At 59.3% G+C, this 17,485-nt stretch carries 16 protein-coding genes; 11 read left to right on the top strand and 5 right to left on the bottom strand.

The genetic code is table 11. The annotated features are described in order from the left end of the window. The first annotated feature begins 63 nt into the window (after positions 1-63). The 4 genes from NKJ26_RS14700 (at position 64) to NKJ26_RS14685 (ending at position 3,176) form a co-directional block, all read left to right on the top strand. Positions 64-753 carry a type II secretion system F family protein gene (locus NKJ26_RS14700; RefSeq protein WP_352695914.1) on the top strand — a complete coding sequence of 230 codons (690 nt, stop codon included), beginning with the start codon at positions 64-66 and terminating at the stop codon, positions 751-753. A 53-nt stretch (positions 754-806) separates the two neighbouring features. Beyond that, complete coding sequence (locus NKJ26_RS14695) at positions 807-1,358, top strand: tetratricopeptide repeat protein (protein ID WP_352695912.1); 552 nt, start codon at positions 807-809, stop codon at positions 1,356-1,358. Between the two features lies 1 nt (position 1,359). Then, the gene (locus NKJ26_RS14690) at positions 1,360-1,899 is read left to right on the top strand and encodes a prepilin peptidase (RefSeq protein ID WP_352695911.1); all 540 of its coding nucleotides are present in this window, start codon (positions 1,360-1,362) and stop codon (positions 1,897-1,899) included. Positions 1,900-2,546: 647 nt separating this feature from the next. Then, positions 2,547-3,176, top strand: coding sequence for a LuxR C-terminal-related transcriptional regulator (locus NKJ26_RS14685; protein ID WP_352695909.1), 630 nt, complete (start codon positions 2,547-2,549; stop codon positions 3,174-3,176). 136 nt (positions 3,177-3,312) lie between these two features. On the opposite strand, the gene NKJ26_RS14680 is transcribed toward NKJ26_RS14685, so the two are convergent. Then, positions 3,313-4,395 (bottom strand): hypothetical protein, encoded by a 1,083-nt coding sequence (locus NKJ26_RS14680; RefSeq protein ID WP_352695907.1) that lies wholly within the window; start codon positions 4,393-4,395, stop codon positions 3,313-3,315. A 562-nt stretch (positions 4,396-4,957) separates the two neighbouring features. Here NKJ26_RS14680 and NKJ26_RS14675 point away from each other — a divergent pair. Beyond that, positions 4,958-5,545 carry a sugar transferase gene (locus NKJ26_RS14675; protein WP_352695506.1) on the top strand — a complete coding sequence of 196 codons (588 nt, stop codon included), beginning with the start codon at positions 4,958-4,960 and terminating at the stop codon, positions 5,543-5,545. A 23-nt stretch (positions 5,546-5,568) separates the two neighbouring features. Here the strand turns inward: NKJ26_RS14675 and NKJ26_RS14670 are convergent, their stop codons facing one another. Next, positions 5,569-5,805, bottom strand: coding sequence for a hypothetical protein (locus NKJ26_RS14670; protein ID WP_352695905.1), 237 nt, complete (start codon positions 5,803-5,805; stop codon positions 5,569-5,571). Positions 5,806-6,199: 394 nt separating this feature from the next. On the opposite strand from NKJ26_RS14670, the gene NKJ26_RS14665 reads away from it, so the two are divergent. The 6 genes from NKJ26_RS14665 (at position 6,200) to NKJ26_RS14640 (ending at position 11,944) form a co-directional block, all read left to right on the top strand. Next, positions 6,200-7,480, top strand: coding sequence for an O-antigen ligase family protein (locus NKJ26_RS14665; RefSeq protein ID WP_352695904.1), 1,281 nt, complete (start codon positions 6,200-6,202; stop codon positions 7,478-7,480). Positions 7,481-7,520: 40 nt separating this feature from the next. Then, positions 7,521-8,354: a hypothetical protein gene (locus NKJ26_RS14660; RefSeq protein ID WP_352695902.1), complete on the top strand. Its 834-nt coding sequence runs from the start codon at positions 7,521-7,523 to the stop codon at positions 8,352-8,354. A gap of 8 nt (positions 8,355-8,362) precedes the next feature. Continuing rightward, entirely contained in the window at positions 8,363-9,367 is a 1,005-nt protein-coding gene (locus NKJ26_RS14655; RefSeq protein WP_352695900.1) for a hypothetical protein, read from the top strand. A gap of 102 nt (positions 9,368-9,469) precedes the next feature. After that, positions 9,470-10,630: an aldolase gene (locus NKJ26_RS14650; RefSeq protein ID WP_352695898.1), complete on the top strand. Its 1,161-nt coding sequence runs from the start codon at positions 9,470-9,472 to the stop codon at positions 10,628-10,630. After that, on the top strand, positions 10,630-11,622 hold the full coding sequence (locus tag NKJ26_RS14645; protein ID WP_352695897.1) for a nucleotidyltransferase family protein: 993 nt from the start codon (positions 10,630-10,632) through the stop codon (positions 11,620-11,622). The genes NKJ26_RS14650 and NKJ26_RS14645 overlap by 1 nt, the downstream gene beginning before the upstream one ends. A gap of 79 nt (positions 11,623-11,701) precedes the next feature. Further along, the gene (locus NKJ26_RS14640; RefSeq protein ID WP_352598349.1) at positions 11,702-11,944 is read left to right on the top strand and encodes a hypothetical protein; all 243 of its coding nucleotides are present in this window, start codon (positions 11,702-11,704) and stop codon (positions 11,942-11,944) included. Between the two features lie 271 nt (positions 11,945-12,215). Here the strand turns inward: NKJ26_RS14640 and NKJ26_RS14635 are convergent, their stop codons facing one another. The 3 genes from NKJ26_RS14635 to NKJ26_RS14625 all read right to left on the bottom strand — a co-directional run bounded on the left by NKJ26_RS14635 (position 12,216) and on the right by NKJ26_RS14625 (position 17,441). After that, on the bottom strand, positions 12,216-14,750 hold the full coding sequence (locus NKJ26_RS14635) for an RTX toxin (protein ID WP_352695896.1): 2,535 nt from the start codon (positions 14,748-14,750) through the stop codon (positions 12,216-12,218). Between the two features lie 148 nt (positions 14,751-14,898). Further along, positions 14,899-16,404, bottom strand: a complete 1,506-nt coding sequence (locus NKJ26_RS14630; protein ID WP_352695895.1) for a lipopolysaccharide biosynthesis protein — start codon at positions 16,402-16,404, stop codon at positions 14,899-14,901. A gap of 158 nt (positions 16,405-16,562) precedes the next feature. Beyond that, positions 16,563-17,441 (bottom strand): sulfotransferase family protein, encoded by an 879-nt coding sequence (locus NKJ26_RS14625; RefSeq protein WP_352695894.1) that lies wholly within the window; start codon positions 17,439-17,441, stop codon positions 16,563-16,565. Positions 17,442-17,485: the final 44 nt, after the last annotated feature.

Genomic DNA, 17,485 nt, shown 5'->3' with positions numbered 1-17,485 from the left:
GCGCAACGGCCGGTCGATGCCTACTTCAGGTCGATCGAGAAGGAGCGGGAAGAGCCAAACGCCTTGGAAGCGAAGCTGTTTCGCGCCGGCTTTTATCAATCAGGCGCACCGCTGGTTTATACGCTATTCCGGCTGGTCGCGGTCTGCGTCGGTTTTTTGGCCATGTATGCACTCCTTTCGCGGATCCTGCCGCCGCATTTGCCAGGTTTCATCACCCTTGCTGGTTCTGCCCTGTTCGGCCTCGCCTGCATCGTGCTTCCCGCCATTCTGCTCGACCGTTTCGAGAACAGCCAGAAACTGATCTATCGCCGGGCCTTCCCAGATTTCATGGACATGATGATCACCTGCGCCGATGCGGGCATGAGCTTGGAAGCGGCAGTCGAACGCGTCAGCCATGAAATGACTGCCACCCACAGATGGCTGGGAATACAGCTGTCTATCATGAACCTGCAATTGCGCGCCGGCAAACCATTGCGAGAGGCGCTACGCGAACTCTCGGATCGCATCGGGCTTGACGAGGCGAGGGCACTGGCCGTGCTGTTTCGGCAATCGGAAGAATTGGGCACCAGCCTCACCGACGCCTTGCGTGTCTATAGCGCCGAAATGCGTGGACAAAGAATTCTAAGTGCCGAGGAACGCGCCAATTCTCTGCCGGTCAAAATGATGATCCCGCTGGGGCTGTGCATCTTCCCGGTGGTTATGATGGTCATCATGCTGCCGGTTATCATCCGCATGAGGGGCATTTTCTTCTAAATGGTATATGCTTTGATTCTAAAGATGGAGTCGGACGGCTCTTGGGGGATAGAATGACAGCGCTAATGCGCCTCTCAGTCGCAGCCGCAGCCAGTCTGTTGATGATGGTGCTTGCCGGCTGCCAGACGGACGCCACCGACGGTGTCGTCCGCACCAACGAGCCGTCGAAAGGCGACGTAACCTCCTTTGGTGATGCATTCGACGGGTTGAAGACAGTCAGCGACGTCGAATATTACGCCTCGGACCAGGCCGTCGGGGAGGCCAAGAACCAGTTCCGCGCGGAAAATTACGGCAATGCCGGCGCCCTGTTCTTCAAGGCGACGCAACTTGCCCCGAACGACGGTGGCGCCTGGATGGGGCTGGCTGCCTCCTGCGACCGCATCCACCGCTTCGATCTCTCTGACCGGGCCTATTCCAGGGCCTTCAAGCTGATGGGGGCATCGCCCGAATACTACAACAATGTCGGCTATTCCTATTTGCTGCGCGGCAAGCTGCAGGACGCGCGCGCCAATTTCCTCAAGGCCTATGAGCTGGCGCCCAACGACCCGACCGTAGCCAACAATCTGAAGCTTTTGTCCTCAAGCGTGCAGAATATCGAGCGCTAGCATGTTGTTCGTCGAAGCGCTGCTGCTGAAGGCGCTCGCCATCCCTCTGCTCGCAAGGATCGCGTGGCTCGACTTCACGACGCAGAAGATAGCCAATCGCGACGTGCTGCTGCTGCTGTGCCTGGGGGCGGGGGGCCTGCTGCTGCTGTCGCTCCAGTCCGGATCGTGGTGGGATTTGGGGCTGAGCGCCATTGCCGGGCTTCTGTTGTTCGTCGCGCTCTTCCCTTTCTGGGCGCTGCGCAAGATCGGCGCCGGCGATGTCAAGCTGCTGGCGGTCACGCCGTTCCTGATCGGCCAAAGCGACCTCATCGTGTTTTCCGGACTGCTGCTGGTTTTTGCTCTCGTCACGGCGCTGGTCGTTAAAAACCCGCTGCTGCTGCCCCAAGGCCCATTTCGCCTCTACACCCAGCATCTCGACCGCAAAGGCGTCGTGCCCTTCGGCGTGCCGATTTCGATGGCCGCGATCTTCACGATAGGCTTCCAGATGTACTCCGCGCTGGTGGCCGCAACCAGCTCCGGAATTCTGAATCAGCTTAACTGAACGGCGGCAGCCGGCTCTGCTATGCGAAATCCGGGCCGATCGTGTGGATGAGCGTCAAACGAAAAACCCGCCTGTGCGGCGGGCCGTTGGCGCAAATCTGCACCATGGATAAATATCTACCATAGCTGCACTCACCCTGTCAAGAAAAAAGTCCTATCAGGACAAAGCCGCCATCGAATTCGCCTTATTGGCGCAGTCCAGTTTTGCACAACTTTAAGTTGTAACACTATATTAGCTAGCTAAGATATAATTACCAAATTGTTAACCAGGATTAATGCGTGTTTTCCACAGCATCGTAGTATGCCCTCTGGGTTGGGTTACCACCATAGGTCGGGGAAGCCATACGTCCGTGCGTTGGGGCGGCGTATGCCATACTCCTTGAATCCAATCCTCAGTTACATCTAGGCAGCCTGACATGTGATCAAGCGTATCAGTTGTCGCCTCTGACAAGCTTTGAGAGGGTACCAACCCAAGAGGGAGAAAAGCAAAGTCAGCGGCAAAAAGGAGTAGGTGAGGCTATGGGACATCCCCAAACTTCCGATTTTTGGAATGACGCAACAAGACCGATACACAACGGACATCTGCCGGACGCGAATGGTCTTGGCAGCCCCGAGGTCGAAGAAGGACATCGAAACGAAGGCCTTGTCATGATTGTCGACAAGCGAGCACTCGAACGTGAATGCCTTGCTCGTGGCCTTATCGAACACACTCCCACTTTGCGCGTTAGCGCGGTGGGATCGCTCGACGAAATCCATCACATTGCGGGGGAAGCGGACCCATCCGCGATCCTCGTGATTCTTGGCGCCAAAAAGGTCACGGACCCGAGCGTTCGGGCGGAACTTGCGCACTTCATTTCCGAGATTGGCGCCGTACCCGTAATCGTCGTGGTGGATTCCGACGAGCCGGGAGAGGTTCTCGCGGCTCTGGAATGCGGCGCCCGAGGCTACATTCCTACAAGCGTGAAGGTGAAGGTCGCTGCCGAGGCCATTGGTCTTGCTCGTGCCGGAGGGATCTTTGTGCCCGCCAGCTGCGTGCTGGCGCTTCGAGAGATCATCCACTCGACCGCAAACGGTGCCCGCCCGCTCTCCGGCATGTTCACCACCCGCGAGGCCGCGGTCGTGGAGGCGCTCAGGACAGGCAAGGCGAACAAGATAATCGCCTATGAGCTCAACCTCTGCGAGAGCACCGTCAAGGTCCACATCCGAAACATCATGAAGAAACTCAAGGCTACGAACCGCACCGAGGTGGCGTACAAGCTCAGACAAATGTTGCTTTGAAGGCTGCCTCGATCGGGTTTTGCCTGGCCGGCCCTGGCATGCTGGCGGGTGCGTCAAGGGCGGGACCTCGCGGTCCTGATCCAAGGTTCGGAAATTCGATGTCTCGTTTCGCGAAACGGGCACGCTCGGCGTGTGTCTAGGCACGTTCCCAGCCAACCGTCGCGGACCTTGCCGTCACGAGAAATCCAACGCTGTCCTCTCCGAGCTCCACGCCCCGATACGCGGCTTCGGCCGCCTTCAGCCCTCCCGTCAGTCTGCGGACCATTGGAGCCGATCCGAGTACGTCAAGTGGAAGGCCCAGCTGACCACGGTTGGGCCGCTTCGGCGGCCAGATCCTCAGGCCGAAATAGTTGGCGGCCGAGCGATCAATCCCGCCGCTGAACTGCACCAGCAGGGCTTGGCGAGAGTTCCGGGCAATGCGTCCCAGGCTGTTGATGTCCATTGATGGCTTGTCGGACGGCCTCATCGCGACGACGATCACATCCCATGCATCGTTGGTCATGAGCATGGGGTGCGAAAAGACAGTTACTCTCGCCCCACTCTCGCGCAGCGTATGCTCGAGCGACGGCGCAAAGGGCGTGTCGCAGACGATGGCGAGCCTCGCGGCACGTTGATCGACACCGGCATCGCGCAGCAGGATGCAGCATAGCCGCGCGAGTTCCGGCAGCAGGTCTATGGCTGGGTGGCTGAGGTTGGGAGCCGCAACTTTGATGCCGGCTTCGTCACAGGCGTCGAAGTCCACAACGCCCGGCCGAAGCTCCCACGGTTCAGCCATCAGCGAAACAACCGCATGCGAGGGTAGGAGTTCGATGAGCGATCTCGTAATCGGCCCGACCTGGAGGCAATTCGTGACGAGGTCGACGTCCTGCCATTTGCGGCCATCGATGCGGTTCGTCACTTCGACGCGTTCGGAGACCTTGGCAAGGTTGGCAAATGCCGACGTTGCATCCGCGGATGCCGCCAGGCTCGGATGTCTGGAGGATATGCGGGTGAGCGCGACGACACGGTTGGCGTTGGCGAGCGCCGCCGCCGTGGCAGTCACCGCTTGATGTCCTGTCGTGGCGCCAACGACCACGGTGAGGCCGGAGAGATCGAGATCAAGCAAGGCTATTTGCTTGCGCACGATAGCAAGTACTCCGGCAAAGTCGATCTCGATAACATCACGAGCAGACGGCCTTGCGGCCAGATCACCCGGTAAGAGCATCAAGCTGGACACCACGTTGCGCCCTCCACTATCAGATAGCCTGCAATGTCCTTTAAGCGGATCAACTGCCCTCCGGGATATCGTCTCGGCGCGATGCACGTGCATTTCCTGCCGCGATGCATTTGCAGTCCTGCATTGTGTTGAGGGACGCCTTCGCGGTCTTGCGCATTTGGCAAACATGGTTCCTGTATCGCCACGAGCGTGACGGCCTGGATTTGGTTGGCACTCCGACCTCGTGTTGACTGACCAGTTCCAATTCAGGCTCTACAGCCGAACCTGCCCGAACTGCTACCGCAGCAAACGGATGCCAGGTTATACGCCGTTTGATCAGAAGGCTTACAGACACTACGCCAGCGCCGCGCGGATCAGGCTAAGGGGTAACGAGCGCCGGGTATGCCGCTACCTCCTTTGATTCTCTTGCCAACAATCACAAGCCGCTGTGAAGTTGGGCAGCAACACCAACAGCGTTTCTTGGTGAAAACCCGTGACAATCAGCGCTTTTGACACGAAGGGCCACAGGCCCGGCATCCGCATCGGCCAAAACCTCCGTCCGCTTGGAGGCCGGCGCAAAAGGATGATGGACATGGCTGTCGCATTGATCGCGCTGGTCCTTGCTGCTCCGGTCATGCTGGTGGTTGCCCTTTTGATATTGCTGACCGACGGCGGACCGGCGGTGTTCTCCCACACCCGGGTCGGGTTCAACGGCAAGCGTTTCGCCTGCTACAAGTTCAGAACCATGGTGGCGGACTCGGAGCGGGTCCTGGCCGATTATCTGGCGAGCAATCCCGAAGCCGCCAAGGAGTGGGAGCAGAATTGGAAATTCAAGAAGGATCCGCGCATTACATTCCTGGGCCACATTCTCAGGAAGTCCAGCCTGGACGAGTTGCCTCAACTCATCAATGTGCTGCGCGGCGAGATGAGTTGCGTCGGTCCTCGTCCGGTCGTTCCCGACGAACTGCAACGTTACGGCTCCTGTGCGATGGACTATCTAAAAACCCGGCCGGGGCTGACTGGCCTGTGGCAGGTGACAGGCAGAGACGCAATGGATTATCCCAGTCGTGTCTCTCTCGACAGCCGCTACGTGCGGGAATGGTCGCTGCGGGCCGATGTCGTTATTCTCGTCCGGACCGTCTTCGCCGTGATGAAATTCGACCAGGCGTCTTGAGCAGAGCGCACGGCAGCGGACCGTCATGGCTCACGTGACATGCCACGGCGCCATATGACGCCAAGCAAGTAGGCACACTGCAGAACGACAACCAGAAGCAGGATTGAAAGCAGGCGGTGCCAATCGAACACATTGCCGATGCCGCCCGCAACGACGCCGCCCACGACAGTCGCCGCGGTCACGACGATGAGCGCAGCTGCTCGAAAACGAAATCCCAGCAAAACGCCGATCACACCGACTGCGACAAGGTACCAAAGCACGGCGATCTCCTATGGTGTGGAAGACTCGGTCTGCCGTCCATAAGCTTCCCATATCCGCGAATCCGTACCAACACCCAATCCGGCTGCACTGCCTGCTCGATTCTCGATCAAGTGGCGGGAAATCGGCAGTCCCGCGCCGCTTTGCACAAAAGGCTTAGGGCATCCCGTCCCAATACCCCCTTTTCGTTCATTTCCTTATCCACCCGTCGAGCCTAGGCTGCTTGTGAAATAGGTATGCGGAGAATTTCACCCGCCATGCGGCAGCATGCCATGAATCACGATCCGGAAAGGAACGCTGAGCCTCTGTTTCTCAGTGTTGCTGTTCAGGACGACAAACCGCGGGACGTTGCGCATCGGGCGCGAAGTCTCTGTGCAACGCACTGACATCCCATCTATGCTGCAGGCATCCGTCCTTTTGCTGATCGTGTCCATCTGGTTCCCTGGCGCCACGCGTATCGCCGGAACAGATGGCTCGCTTTCCTTTTTGCTGGCTCTGTTCTGCGCCCTGGTAAGCATCGTTGCCTATGCCGAAACAGCAAGACGCCTCCATCGGGCCGAGGCGGCCTTGGCGACTGCGGTGCTGACGATATCCGCCTTCATCATCGTTCTGTCCCTGCTGTCGATGCTCTACGCAGACAATCCGATGAGAACGATGCGCGCAGTTTTCGCCCAGGTGTTCGGTTTTGCGATCATTCCAGCCGTCGCAGCGATCTCCACAAGGCCAAATGGTCTGGTGGCAATCGATAGGATCGTGATGACAATGATCATCATGAGTGCTGCAACATCCTGTCTTGTCGCAATTGGGCTGGGCGACGCCAGATTCGCCGATCGGGCGGAAGGCTATTTCAAGCACTCGAACCAACTCGGGATCGCCCTGTCGGCTGTTCTGCCGCTCATCGCCGCGAAGCTGGTCTCATCTCGTAGGCATCGAATTTTCCTCTTGATCTGCCTCCTTGCGGTGCTCCTGGGTTTGGTGAAATCGGGCTCAAAGACAAACTTCATTCTCGGCGTTGCAGGGCTTGGAACTTTCTTTGGACTATATAGTATCTATCTGGTGAGAAGAAAGCAGAGATCTGTAACAGTGATCGTGGGTACTGTTACGGCTCCGGTTTTGCTCCAAGCGAGTCTGGTTACATTGCAGTTCCTAAATCCACGGGCTTACAATCTGCTGGCCCTTCAACTTTCCGGAGGGGAGGCGCATTCGGTGGTCTCGCGGCAGCGACTGTGGTCTATATCGATAGATCTCGGCCTGTCGCATCCGTTTGTGGGAGTGGGAGCAGGGCAGCCGGTGGGCGATATCGCTCCCCATAGCCATAACCTGTTCATCGACTCCTTTAGAACACTGGGAGTGCCCGGCATCGCGTTGGTGTCGGTGATGGTTCTCGTGGTCGTTGCATATCTGGTCAGCGCGGTCTTCTCCACATTGCTCGGCAACGACAAGGGTGACTACGCGACGGAAGTGAATGTGATGGTGCTCGGAACATCGGTTTCCGTGTGGAACTACATCGTCGCAAACCAAATGAGCGATTCCTTCGGTCCGTCAACAGCGGCTTTCTTCTGGCTCCCGCTGGCTTTGCTCGTCTTCTACCGCGGCATGCAACGATCACTGCAGAGCGGCCTCGATGAGAATCCAAAGTTGTATGCGGGGACCGGGTCCCAGCTGTTTCAACGTTGAGCTTCAGCCACGTTTCTTGGATCTTCCGAAAACCAATCCGATGACCACGCACACAGTTCCTGATCTGGCGGCAGGCCTGCCGCCAAGCCTCGAAGCGCGCGCGCTTCAAAGAGACATTCGATTCGTGGAATTTTTTGGTCTCCCTGGGATTGGAAAGACAACCGCCTCCAGCCTGTTGGCGAACGGCTTGCGAGAGTGCGGCCCGCTAGTAGGCGATGTGCGAATAGCGTGGGAGGCAAGAACGTTCATCGACCGCCAGATCCACAGGATCGGTATTATTGCCCCAAGATTCAAGGATCGTCAGTTTCGTTCGTTGCTCGCCCGAATTGCACGTTTTGTCATCGAAGGTGGGCAATCATCGGTTGTAGATGTAATCAGGGTCGTCTGGAATCTTTCGGTCTTGGTTGCTTATGTTCAGACCGAGAGGCAAGGAAAGAATACCATAATTATTATGGATCAGGGTCTGTTGCAGGGGTTTTTGTCCATATTGCTTAAGAGTAAGCATCGGGCAACTTCGGAGAAGTGGCTGGACATCCTGTTCGCCATTGGCGTGCATGACATGGTTTTTGTGCATCTGCGCGGCGAGATCGGCGTGGCACGAAATCGACTTCAAAAAAGGGGCGATCGATCCTCGCGGATGCAAAGGGCATCTCCTGACTGCGACCTCCATCTCTGGTCGGCGGCGGATTGTGCTTGCCGTCAGATCGTGGCCGATCTTGAGGGGGGCATGGGAACGGAAGATCACGTCGGCGTGCTGACGGCAGTCGACGTGGAAAGGTTGGCGTCGCCCGAAAACGTCGCCGAAAAGGTTTTGGAGGCCGTGCTTCTGGCCTGCCTCGAACGGCCTCGGCTGGGCGATTCGGCAGGTCGATGAGCACTACAATGGACCGCCGTTCATTCATGGGCGTCGCCGGCTTGTATCCTCTGATCGCTCTGTTGCCGCGTTCGTGCCAAGCGCAAGGCGGACAGACGCCGAAAGACAACGAGTTCGTTCTGGCAGGTGAGTATGGCTTCGAACAGCAATCGATCAGGAATCTCCAGCCGGGAGCAACAATCGACGCTCGGAATGCGTCCTTCACAGTTGCCAACAGCAGAAACAGCAATCCCAGCGCGACGATGGGCTGCGACGAGGGGCCGTTGCCTATCAATCGCTATTCACTCGTCATCCGCAACTGCCCCGGCGTCCGCTTTATCGGAGGTCGTTTTGACGGCCAGGTGCCGCTGACGTCTGATTGGCGTGACACCTACTGCAACAGCGCCGCTCTGCTTGTCAGGGATGGAACCACCGACGCCACGATAGAGGGCGTCCGCGGGCGTCGTTGCTGGGACGGCGTTCGTTTCGCCGAGCACGCCGACGGCTTTCGCCTAAAAGGGTGCTGGCTGAGCGAAATCAGGGATGATGCTGTGGAGAACGACTATCTCCTCAGCGGCGTCATTGAAGACTGCCTGTTCGACGGATGCTTCTCGGGGATCAGCCTGGATCCTGCGTCAAACGATCGGGACGGAACACGGGAAACCGTGCGCATCGATGGATCCTTCATCCGTATGCACGCCTTTCTCTCCAAGGGCGAAATCACGCATCAAGCGCCGATCAAGGCTGTCGATCGATCACCCAGGTTGAGGATCACCAGATCGGTTTTTGCGTTGGCTGCGGCAAACATGCGTGGTTTCCATCGCCTGGAAAGAACATGGCGGCTGACGGTTGAAAGTCGGGACAACGTGTTGCTCTGGCTGCCCGACGAGCCAATCCCCGCCGCGTTGCCGTTACCGCCGTCTGGTTTCAGATTGCTGATGGGCGCCAACGCCCGCGCCTATTGGAACAAGGCGCATTCCCAGTGGACCGCGGCGCATCAGGACGTGGTCCGGTTCTCCGATGAAGTGCTGTGAGAAGTCGCGGTCCTCGGTGGAGATTATCCGGACTACGAAGGCATGTGGCGCTAGCCCATTGAACGCACCCGCTTTGCAACAACAGCTTGGACCGTTACCGCGATGAATCAGCACGAGGCGATTGACAGAACCGTGGCACCAGGTCTCGCCGATGAAGGTGCTGCGAGCTTTGTGCTCCAAGGGCAGTTGGCATGCGTCAGGGGACAGAACATGCTGTTCAGCCCATCCCAGAAGGCCATTTTCGCCGTCAACGATACTGCTGCCGACATATGGCGCTCTCTGGAAGAAGGCATGCAACCGCTAGCCATCTCGGTCGAGATGGCGCGTGGTGGTGTTGATAGGCTTGAGGCAAGCAGGCATGTCGCGGCAGCGCTCGCGGATTGGCTGCGGCTTAGCCTGATACGGCCCTGCGCGCCTTTGCCGCCGTCATCAGCTCGAGAACTCGTGAGCCAGGTAGTCGCCGTTGCGGGCCTCAATATTCGTATCGTCTATCCGGCGGCCTGTGCCTTTCCCGCGATCACCGTATTTCGGCATCTCGAGGTCCGAAGAGAGACCGCCGACGTTCTGTTCGAGATGGTCGAGTATAAGGGACGGGTGCATCTGTTCCGGGATGGCGATTGGATTTTGTCCTGTTCCCGCGACGAACTGGCGGTCACGCTGAAAGGGCAATTGCTGATCGAGGTTCTCGATCACGGTGTCTATGAACTCGCCCTCCATGCGGCAGCGCTGATCGGCAATGAACGTCTCGTCCTTCTTTGCGGCAATCCGGGTGCGGGCAAGACGACGCTGACCTTGGCGTTGGTCCATGCAGGATTCGGCTTTGCCGCTGATGATGTTACGCTGCTGGACTCCGGCGGGCATGGCGTCGGCCTTCCGTTTGCTCCCGCGGTCAAGGCGGGAGCATGGTCGCTGCTGGCCGAATACTGCCCCGATCTCAATGCCGTTCCAGTCTGCCGCCGCCCTGACCGCAGGCGCGTACGGTTTGCCGTGCCCAAGGCGTTCGTGCCCTTGCCTCCTTCTCCCCTGCCCATCGGCTGTGTGGTCCTGCTCCGTAGAGATCGCGACTCGAAAGCTTGCCTGGAGCCGCTCGATCCAGCCGACGCATTGCGCGGCCTGCTCAACGGCGCGCTTGCACCCGGCGGAGACCTGAGTGGCACCGCGTTCGAAGTCCTGACTCAACTCATCGGATCGGCAAAAACCTATCGCCTGACCTATTCGGGGCTCGATGAGGCGGTACAGCTCATCACGAAAGCGTGCCGGTGATGAGCAGGGGCAACGCGCTTGAGGCGTTGATCGCCGGACTTCACGGCAATCCGACTGACAAGGCCGACTGGCAGGCCGTGATTGCTCTGGCAAATCACACTCTGCTTACGCCCGATTTGTTCTCGTCTCTCGCCCGCGCCGGACAAATCCACCAGCTCCCCCATGATGTGCGTGAGTACCTTCGGTTCGTTCACGGCTGCAATCGGGAACGGAACCTGCGCTTGCGTGCCCAACTGCGTGAAGCCGTTGCAGTCCTTAACCGCAGCGGTATCGTTCCGCTCCTGCTCAAGGGGGCCGTTCCCCTGTTCCTTTCGTCGGCCGGCCGGGTTCCCAGCAGGATGATGAGTGATCTCGATCTTGCCGTGGACGCGGGCGAAGAGACGGTCGCCACAGCGTGTCTTGAAGGGCTTGGCTACCGCGACGTGGCGGGCGCTCGGGGGATGGCCCGCCAAAAGGACGCCGGAATGCTGGAGCTCCGGTCGAGCCGAGCGAACTGCTTTGCTCCCCCCAAGCTCGTCCGGCGAGACGGCCTTCGGGTGAAAATTCCTCCCGCTCAGTCTCGCGCCATGCACTGGATGGTGCACGACCTTCTCAAGGAGGGAGACTACTGGCGCGGAAGGATAGATCTCAGGCACCTTCATGATCTGGCACGATTGGCGGAAAGCGACGACCTGGATTGGACGTCTCTGCAGCGATCCATGTCGGATCGAACCGCCCGCAACGCGCTCGACACCCAGCTCCTGGCCTTGCACCACTTTTTTGGAACCAGAATCCCGGCAAAAAGTGCACAACGCCGGATAGTCCGTTTTCAGCACTGGAGGCGCATCTTCACGGCGACCCACCCCATCATCGGTGCCCCGCTGCGCCTGGCCGGCAATTTGGCATGGGGCACATGGCGTTTTTCACGAGCCTACGGTTTGGCGCGATGTCGGCCGTCGGACCTCTTGCGTCGCGTCGCTCGCACGCTTTTCAACCCTCGCGCCAAAATCTAAGCCTTTTGGAGAACTAGTTCGCTCGTATGGAAGGCATAAGGTAAATCCGTGAATTTCAGAAAACCTATGGGAGTTTGACATGTCGACCGAAGGCACAAAACGCTCGGAACGGACGCAGGAGACCCTCGTCTCGGAGGCTCAAGCGCGGCGTGACTTTCTCAAAAAGGCGGGACGTTTTGCGGCGGTTACACCGCCGGCTGTGACGCTTTTGCTCGGCACGAGCTTGAACTCCAAGGCGATTGCCAAATCGGGCGGATCACGCCCGGGCAATGGCTGGGGTGACACGAACCATATTCACGTCGGCCCTCCCGGCCAAGGTTGAATTCTTCGGTCATCGTGGTCGCTGAAAACAGCGTTTCGAGAACATAGGGCTCCAGCCCGACACTAAAAACCCGGACCGCTCACGGCACGTAAAAGTGCCGCGAGCGGTCCGGGTTTTTCTTTGCCGGGACGACCGGGCTCGCATTTGTGGGACACCCGACGGGCCGCATTGACGGTAGCGAAAGTCAGCAAGCCCGGAGGCCGATTGCGCGGAGCCAATCGCTTTCGGCCGGCGCGGCGCGCTCCGGGCCTTGAAACATCGCTGTGGCGGATCAGGCGAGCAGCCAATCGTTCAGATGGAATTCATAGATCATGCCGTCGTTCTCGGTCGGATTGGAGTCATTGTCCGTGCCGCGATCGGTGATGTACAGGCTCATGCTGTGGCTTGGATCGTCGCTGCTCGGCGCCAGCGCCATTCCCGACGGTTTGTGCGCATGGGCGGCGGAGATATCAAGCGTGCCCAATAGCTGTCCAGTAGGCGTTATCATTGCTACCGAGTTCTTCGACGTAATGACATAAAGGAGGTCGTGGACCGAGTCGTACGCGATGCTTTCGTCGGAAGGGGTCCCTAGCGAACGCGCAGAAAAACTCGAGACGATGTCGTCGCCGCCCGTGCTCGGGACACCATCGAATTTGCCGTTCGGACCCGCAGCGATGGTGTAAATCGTCTGGGTCGTGCCGTCGGCCACATAAAGGACTCCACGTTTTGTATCATACGCAATCCCCTCCGGGTCCGTGCTGCCGAATGCGGATGTCTTGAATGAGGTCACGAGGTCATCGGAAGTGTTGTAAAGTCCATCGCGTCCGGGGTTGAGTTCGTACACGCTCTTTGTGCCAGTGTCGTCCGTGAAGAAGAGATGGTGATTGGTGGGATTGTAGGCGATCCCGGACGGTTCATCGGAAAAGTTGATCGTCGTGAGCGTGCCCAACAGGGCGCCGCTCAGGTTCATTTGGTAGACATTTTTGCCGGTAAAAATGGACATCTCGTCGACTTCGCTGTCGGCAACCAGCAGCGTGCCGAGGTGAGAGATATAGACGATATCCGTGGGGTCGGGGCTCGGTGGCGACCACTGCGAAGTGAGGATGGTATGCGCCAGGGTCACTGATGTCGGGAGCTGGTTAGCACCGGTGATGCTAACGCTGAAGGCGTGGGTATCGGTGCTGCCGTCGGATGAAGTTGCGGTCACGTTCAAGTTGACCGACGGCTCCGACGTTGCGTTGAGCGTGCCGGTGCTCGAGCGCGTGATGACACCGGTGCTGGCATTGATGGCAAAGCGCAAGTCATTGATGCTGTAGGTGACCGTCGATCCGGCATCGGGATCATTGGCCGATGCGGTGATGCCGATCGCCGTGCCGGCGGCGGCGTTCTGGGCAATCTGGTTGGCCGTGCTGTCGGCATCCGGCTGGGTGTTGAACACGACCGGCTCCGGGCTATTGAGCACGGCGAGGGTGAAGGCCTGGTTGGCGGTGGTGCCGTCGGAAGACCTTGCCGTCACCGTCAGGTTGATCGACGACTGCGTCTCGAAGTCGAGCGTGCCGGTGGCCGAGCGCGTGATGACGCCGGTGCTGGCATTAATGGCGAAGCGGGAGTCATCGATGCTGTAGGTGACGGTCGAGCCAGCGTCGGGATCCGTGGCAGAGGCGGTGATCCCGGTGGATGCACCTACCGCGGCGAGTTCGGCGATCTGGTTGGTGGCGTTGTTGGCATCGGGTGGTGCGTTGAAGGCCACCGGATCACCGGATCCTGGCAGAATATATTCGATGTGCAGCAGCGGCGCGCTGGCCGGCGAGTATTCATAGGAATCTGCTGTCCGCGTCCCGGTGCCGGTGACCAGGAATGCCATGTCGTTGAGCGCAGCCCAGCCCGAACGGTTGACGATCTCCTGCACGACCGCCGACAGGTCCGGCGTGCGCTCGGCCAAGCCGTGGTCGCCCACCGTGGTCCAAGGGTCCGGCGCCCAAGCGATGGATGCGGCCGTCCTGGGAAGCGAGGACACGTTGTTGTTGGCGGTAGTGAAGGGACTGGCGTCGTCGACATTATCGCCCTGAATGAGAAGCGACGTCGCGCCGGTCTTCACCTCGTTAGCCTGGAACTGGATATAAGCGCTGGTGATGATGGCGCCTTGCGGGATGTCGATGCCGGTGAAGCGGATGCCTACCGTCTGGCGAGTGCTGCTGTCGTAGCCCAGCTCCAGGTCGTTGATGTTGGTCGAGATCGCGCCTGAACCCTTCTCCTCAACGTCGTCGCCGGCGGCCGCCACTCTGGTTTCGAAGATCGGGTCGATCGCAGTTGAACTCGCGGCGAGCAGGCTGCTGGTGACGACCCCGGTACCTGCTGTGCCTGTGCCGATGTCAGCAACTGCCTCAGGGGTGGTGGCGGTGTAGGTGGCATGGCTGCTGGCGTGAGCACTTGCCGCCGCATCGTGCCGCAAGCCGGCGACCTTCGCCATCAGCGTTTCGAGGAAGGTGCTGTCGAGATGAGTCCCAGGTCCGGCCGTTGTCTCGGCGATGGTGGTGAGTTTCAATCCGCCATCGCTCCCCCATGTCGGAGTGAAGCCATACGCCGAGATAGGATCGATGCTGCTCGCGGCCGGATCCAGGCCAGGATTGCTACTGCCCTTGCCGGTTCCAGCAGCGAGTCCTTCGCTAAGATCGGAGATCTCGCGGGTCGTCTCGTTGTCGCTCACGCTTTCGATCGGCGGGGTCCAATTGTCAATGTTCAGCCAGTCGCCTTTGAAGCCGGAGTCAATGCCGAGATCCGTCAAGAATTTCGCATCATTCCAGGGAAGCCCAGTCAGCCCGGCCATATCGAATTTCCTCTCCTCATTTCTCGACTAAATCGGAATCTCGACATGCCCGATCGGGGGCGGTTCCCGACCCCGGATCGAGCATGGCGATGGGGGGCTGGACCGCCGCCCGAAATCCATGGCCGGGCGGTCAAGCGTTGATCTTCAATCAGTCAATCGCCTTCCTCATCCTGGGCCAGGCGGGCGCCACGGCCGCGACCAGGCGCAGCAGTGCCAGTCCGTCCCGTCCAAGGAACAGCGACGGCAGGATCCAGCACAGCATCAAACCCCCGGCGGATGCCAGCAACGCCGTGTCGATGAGCAGGGAAATAGGTGGCAGCCGGAGTTCGCGCAGCCATTCCACGAGTGCCCAGACGCCGGTTCCGACAACGCCCGCCAGCGCGAGGCCGGGCAGGTGCGCCACGAAGAAGTCCGCCCAGGTCATCTCGGTCACGCGGAGACTCAACTGTGCCATGAGCAAGAAGTTGATCCCGAACGCCCCGCCGACGCCGAATGCCACGCCTTCTATGCCCCAGAGTTGGCCTATGAAAGACCCGACCAAGACACCGACGGTGAAAACGGCCTGGCGCCAGGCGCGTGCGTAGACCGTCCCGGTTGCGCGCGAAACGGAATCGCTCAGCTTGTAGCTCGTGCGGAACAGCATGCTGAACGCCAGGATCTGGAGCGGGGCGACAACCCCTTCCCATCCCCGCCCGAGAATGACCGCAACCAGCTCCGGCGCGACGATCGCCACGACCACACTGGCCGGCAGGACAAGCAGGGCGCAACCCGCGACTGCGCTGCGATAGGCACGAGCAAGCCGCGCGGGCTGCTCCTGGACCAGCGCCATGGTCGGGAACAGCACCCGATCGAGAACCTGACCCACGATGACCGCAGGCGTCGTCATCAGTTGTGACGACAGACCATACAGGCCAAGCGCATCTGCGCCAAGCCAGCGGCCGACGACAACCCTGTCCGCCTGAGTAGCGAGGTAATTGCACACCCGGGCAATGGTGAAACCACTTCCGAAATACAGCAGTTCGAGGATGGCGCGCCGCTCCAGCAAAGGCCGCATCGGGTGCGGCTGGCCAGCGACCAGCACGACCATGCGGATGAATTGCTGGATCAGGAGGGCGCCGACAAGGGCCCAGATACCGAAGCCGAGCCAAGCCAGTACCGGACCGGCAACGACGTAGCCCATGGCGAAGGCGCAGGCATCGACGAGCGCCAGCCAGCGGAATCGCAGCGCGCGTTGGGCCGCGGCCAATGCCACCATGGAAGCGCCTTGGAAAAAGAACACAAAGCAGATGGCACGAACGACCGGAGCGAGGTCGGCCAGTCGAAGCAGGCCGGCGATTGCCGGCGCCATCGCCCAGACCAACGCGGACACAACGACGCCGAGGAGGCACGACAAGGTGAACCCGACCCGAAGATGTCGCTCTTCCAGTACAGGTCGCTGGACGATCGCGGGGGTGATGCCCAGTCCCTGGAAGATCGCCGAAAACTTGATGACGATCAGCGCTGCGGAGTAAAGGCCGAACTCATTGGGCGAGAGCAGCCGTGCCAGGATGAGAAGTGCGACAAGCTCGGCGACCGCGAGGGCGCCCATCGACAGGGCCGTCCACAACATGCCCACGACACTTTGTTTTGCCAGCCCGCGCCGGTTGCTGCTCACGTCTCTCTCCACTCCTCGGCCGACCGAAACAGGCGGCCATTGCGTGCTTCCTGGATCCGCCGAGCGACGGGTGATGCTCGGCGACGCCTGTGACCTCACGGTCGCATTGATCATGAAGGGGCCGCGGCCGCGGTGCCGCCCGCCCTGGCGCATTTTACCTATCGAAGAAGCGAGGGGATCTCGTAGCGATAGAACTGCATCTCATCCCGGACCTCCGGTATGATCGCCGTCAGATCCTGCCTTTCGAGGCGGAGCCATTTCTGCTGGCGGCCGGGATCGATCATCTCCTTGGCCCTGCAGACGATATCGTCGGTGCAGTTCAGCCCGCAATGTTCATAGATTCGCCGCAAGACCAACTCGGGATCCTGTATCAAATCCTCGTAGCGAAAAGACAGCACGCGGCCGTTGCCCAGCTTGGCGAGATCCTCTCGAGCCTTTCGATTGCCGCGCGCCCACTGGCGCGCGATCACCGTCAGTTTTTCATTCTCCTTCAAATCTCGATCTATTCCATTATAACGCGGCCCATAGATCGATGTGTATTTCTTCCCCAATACCCTTTTTGTAACTATCTGTTTTATAACATCTTTCGCATAATAATGAATTTGAGTAACGGGCGTAATCTTCAGAAGGCGGATTAAGCCTTTGAAAGATTTTGCTCGCTGCCACTTAAGCTCCATCGAGCTTATGTACGAAAATGGATTCCTCGTAATATAGAGAAATATGGCCTCCGGAAAAATCTCGTGGACAAACGGCACGCGCAAAACATTGGCAGGCGTATTTTCCATGATCTGCCGGCCGCCGTTCCGCGACTGATATTCGAGGAACCTGCCGCGAATGTAACGGGCGACCTTTTCGGTAGCATCGGTTTCGGCGAATTCGTCATGACGTCGCGCCGGATCGGCATATAACCACAATGTCTTTGGCTCGTACCAGGTGACGATGTCGGGATGCAGCCCTATCAATTTTTGTGCAATCGTGGTCCCCGACCGATAGTTGCCGATTAGAAAAATCGGAGGTTTCAGCTCTGTTGCTGTCATGACAAGTCTCCGTCGCTAAAGATTGGCCGGGATCGCCCATCCGC

The sequence above is a fragment of the Mesorhizobium sp. M0152 genome, assembly GCF_040322415.1.
Classification (GTDB): Bacteria; Pseudomonadota; Alphaproteobacteria; order Rhizobiales; family Rhizobiaceae; genus Mesorhizobium.
This window is presented reverse-complemented; position numbering and strand designations above follow the sequence as displayed.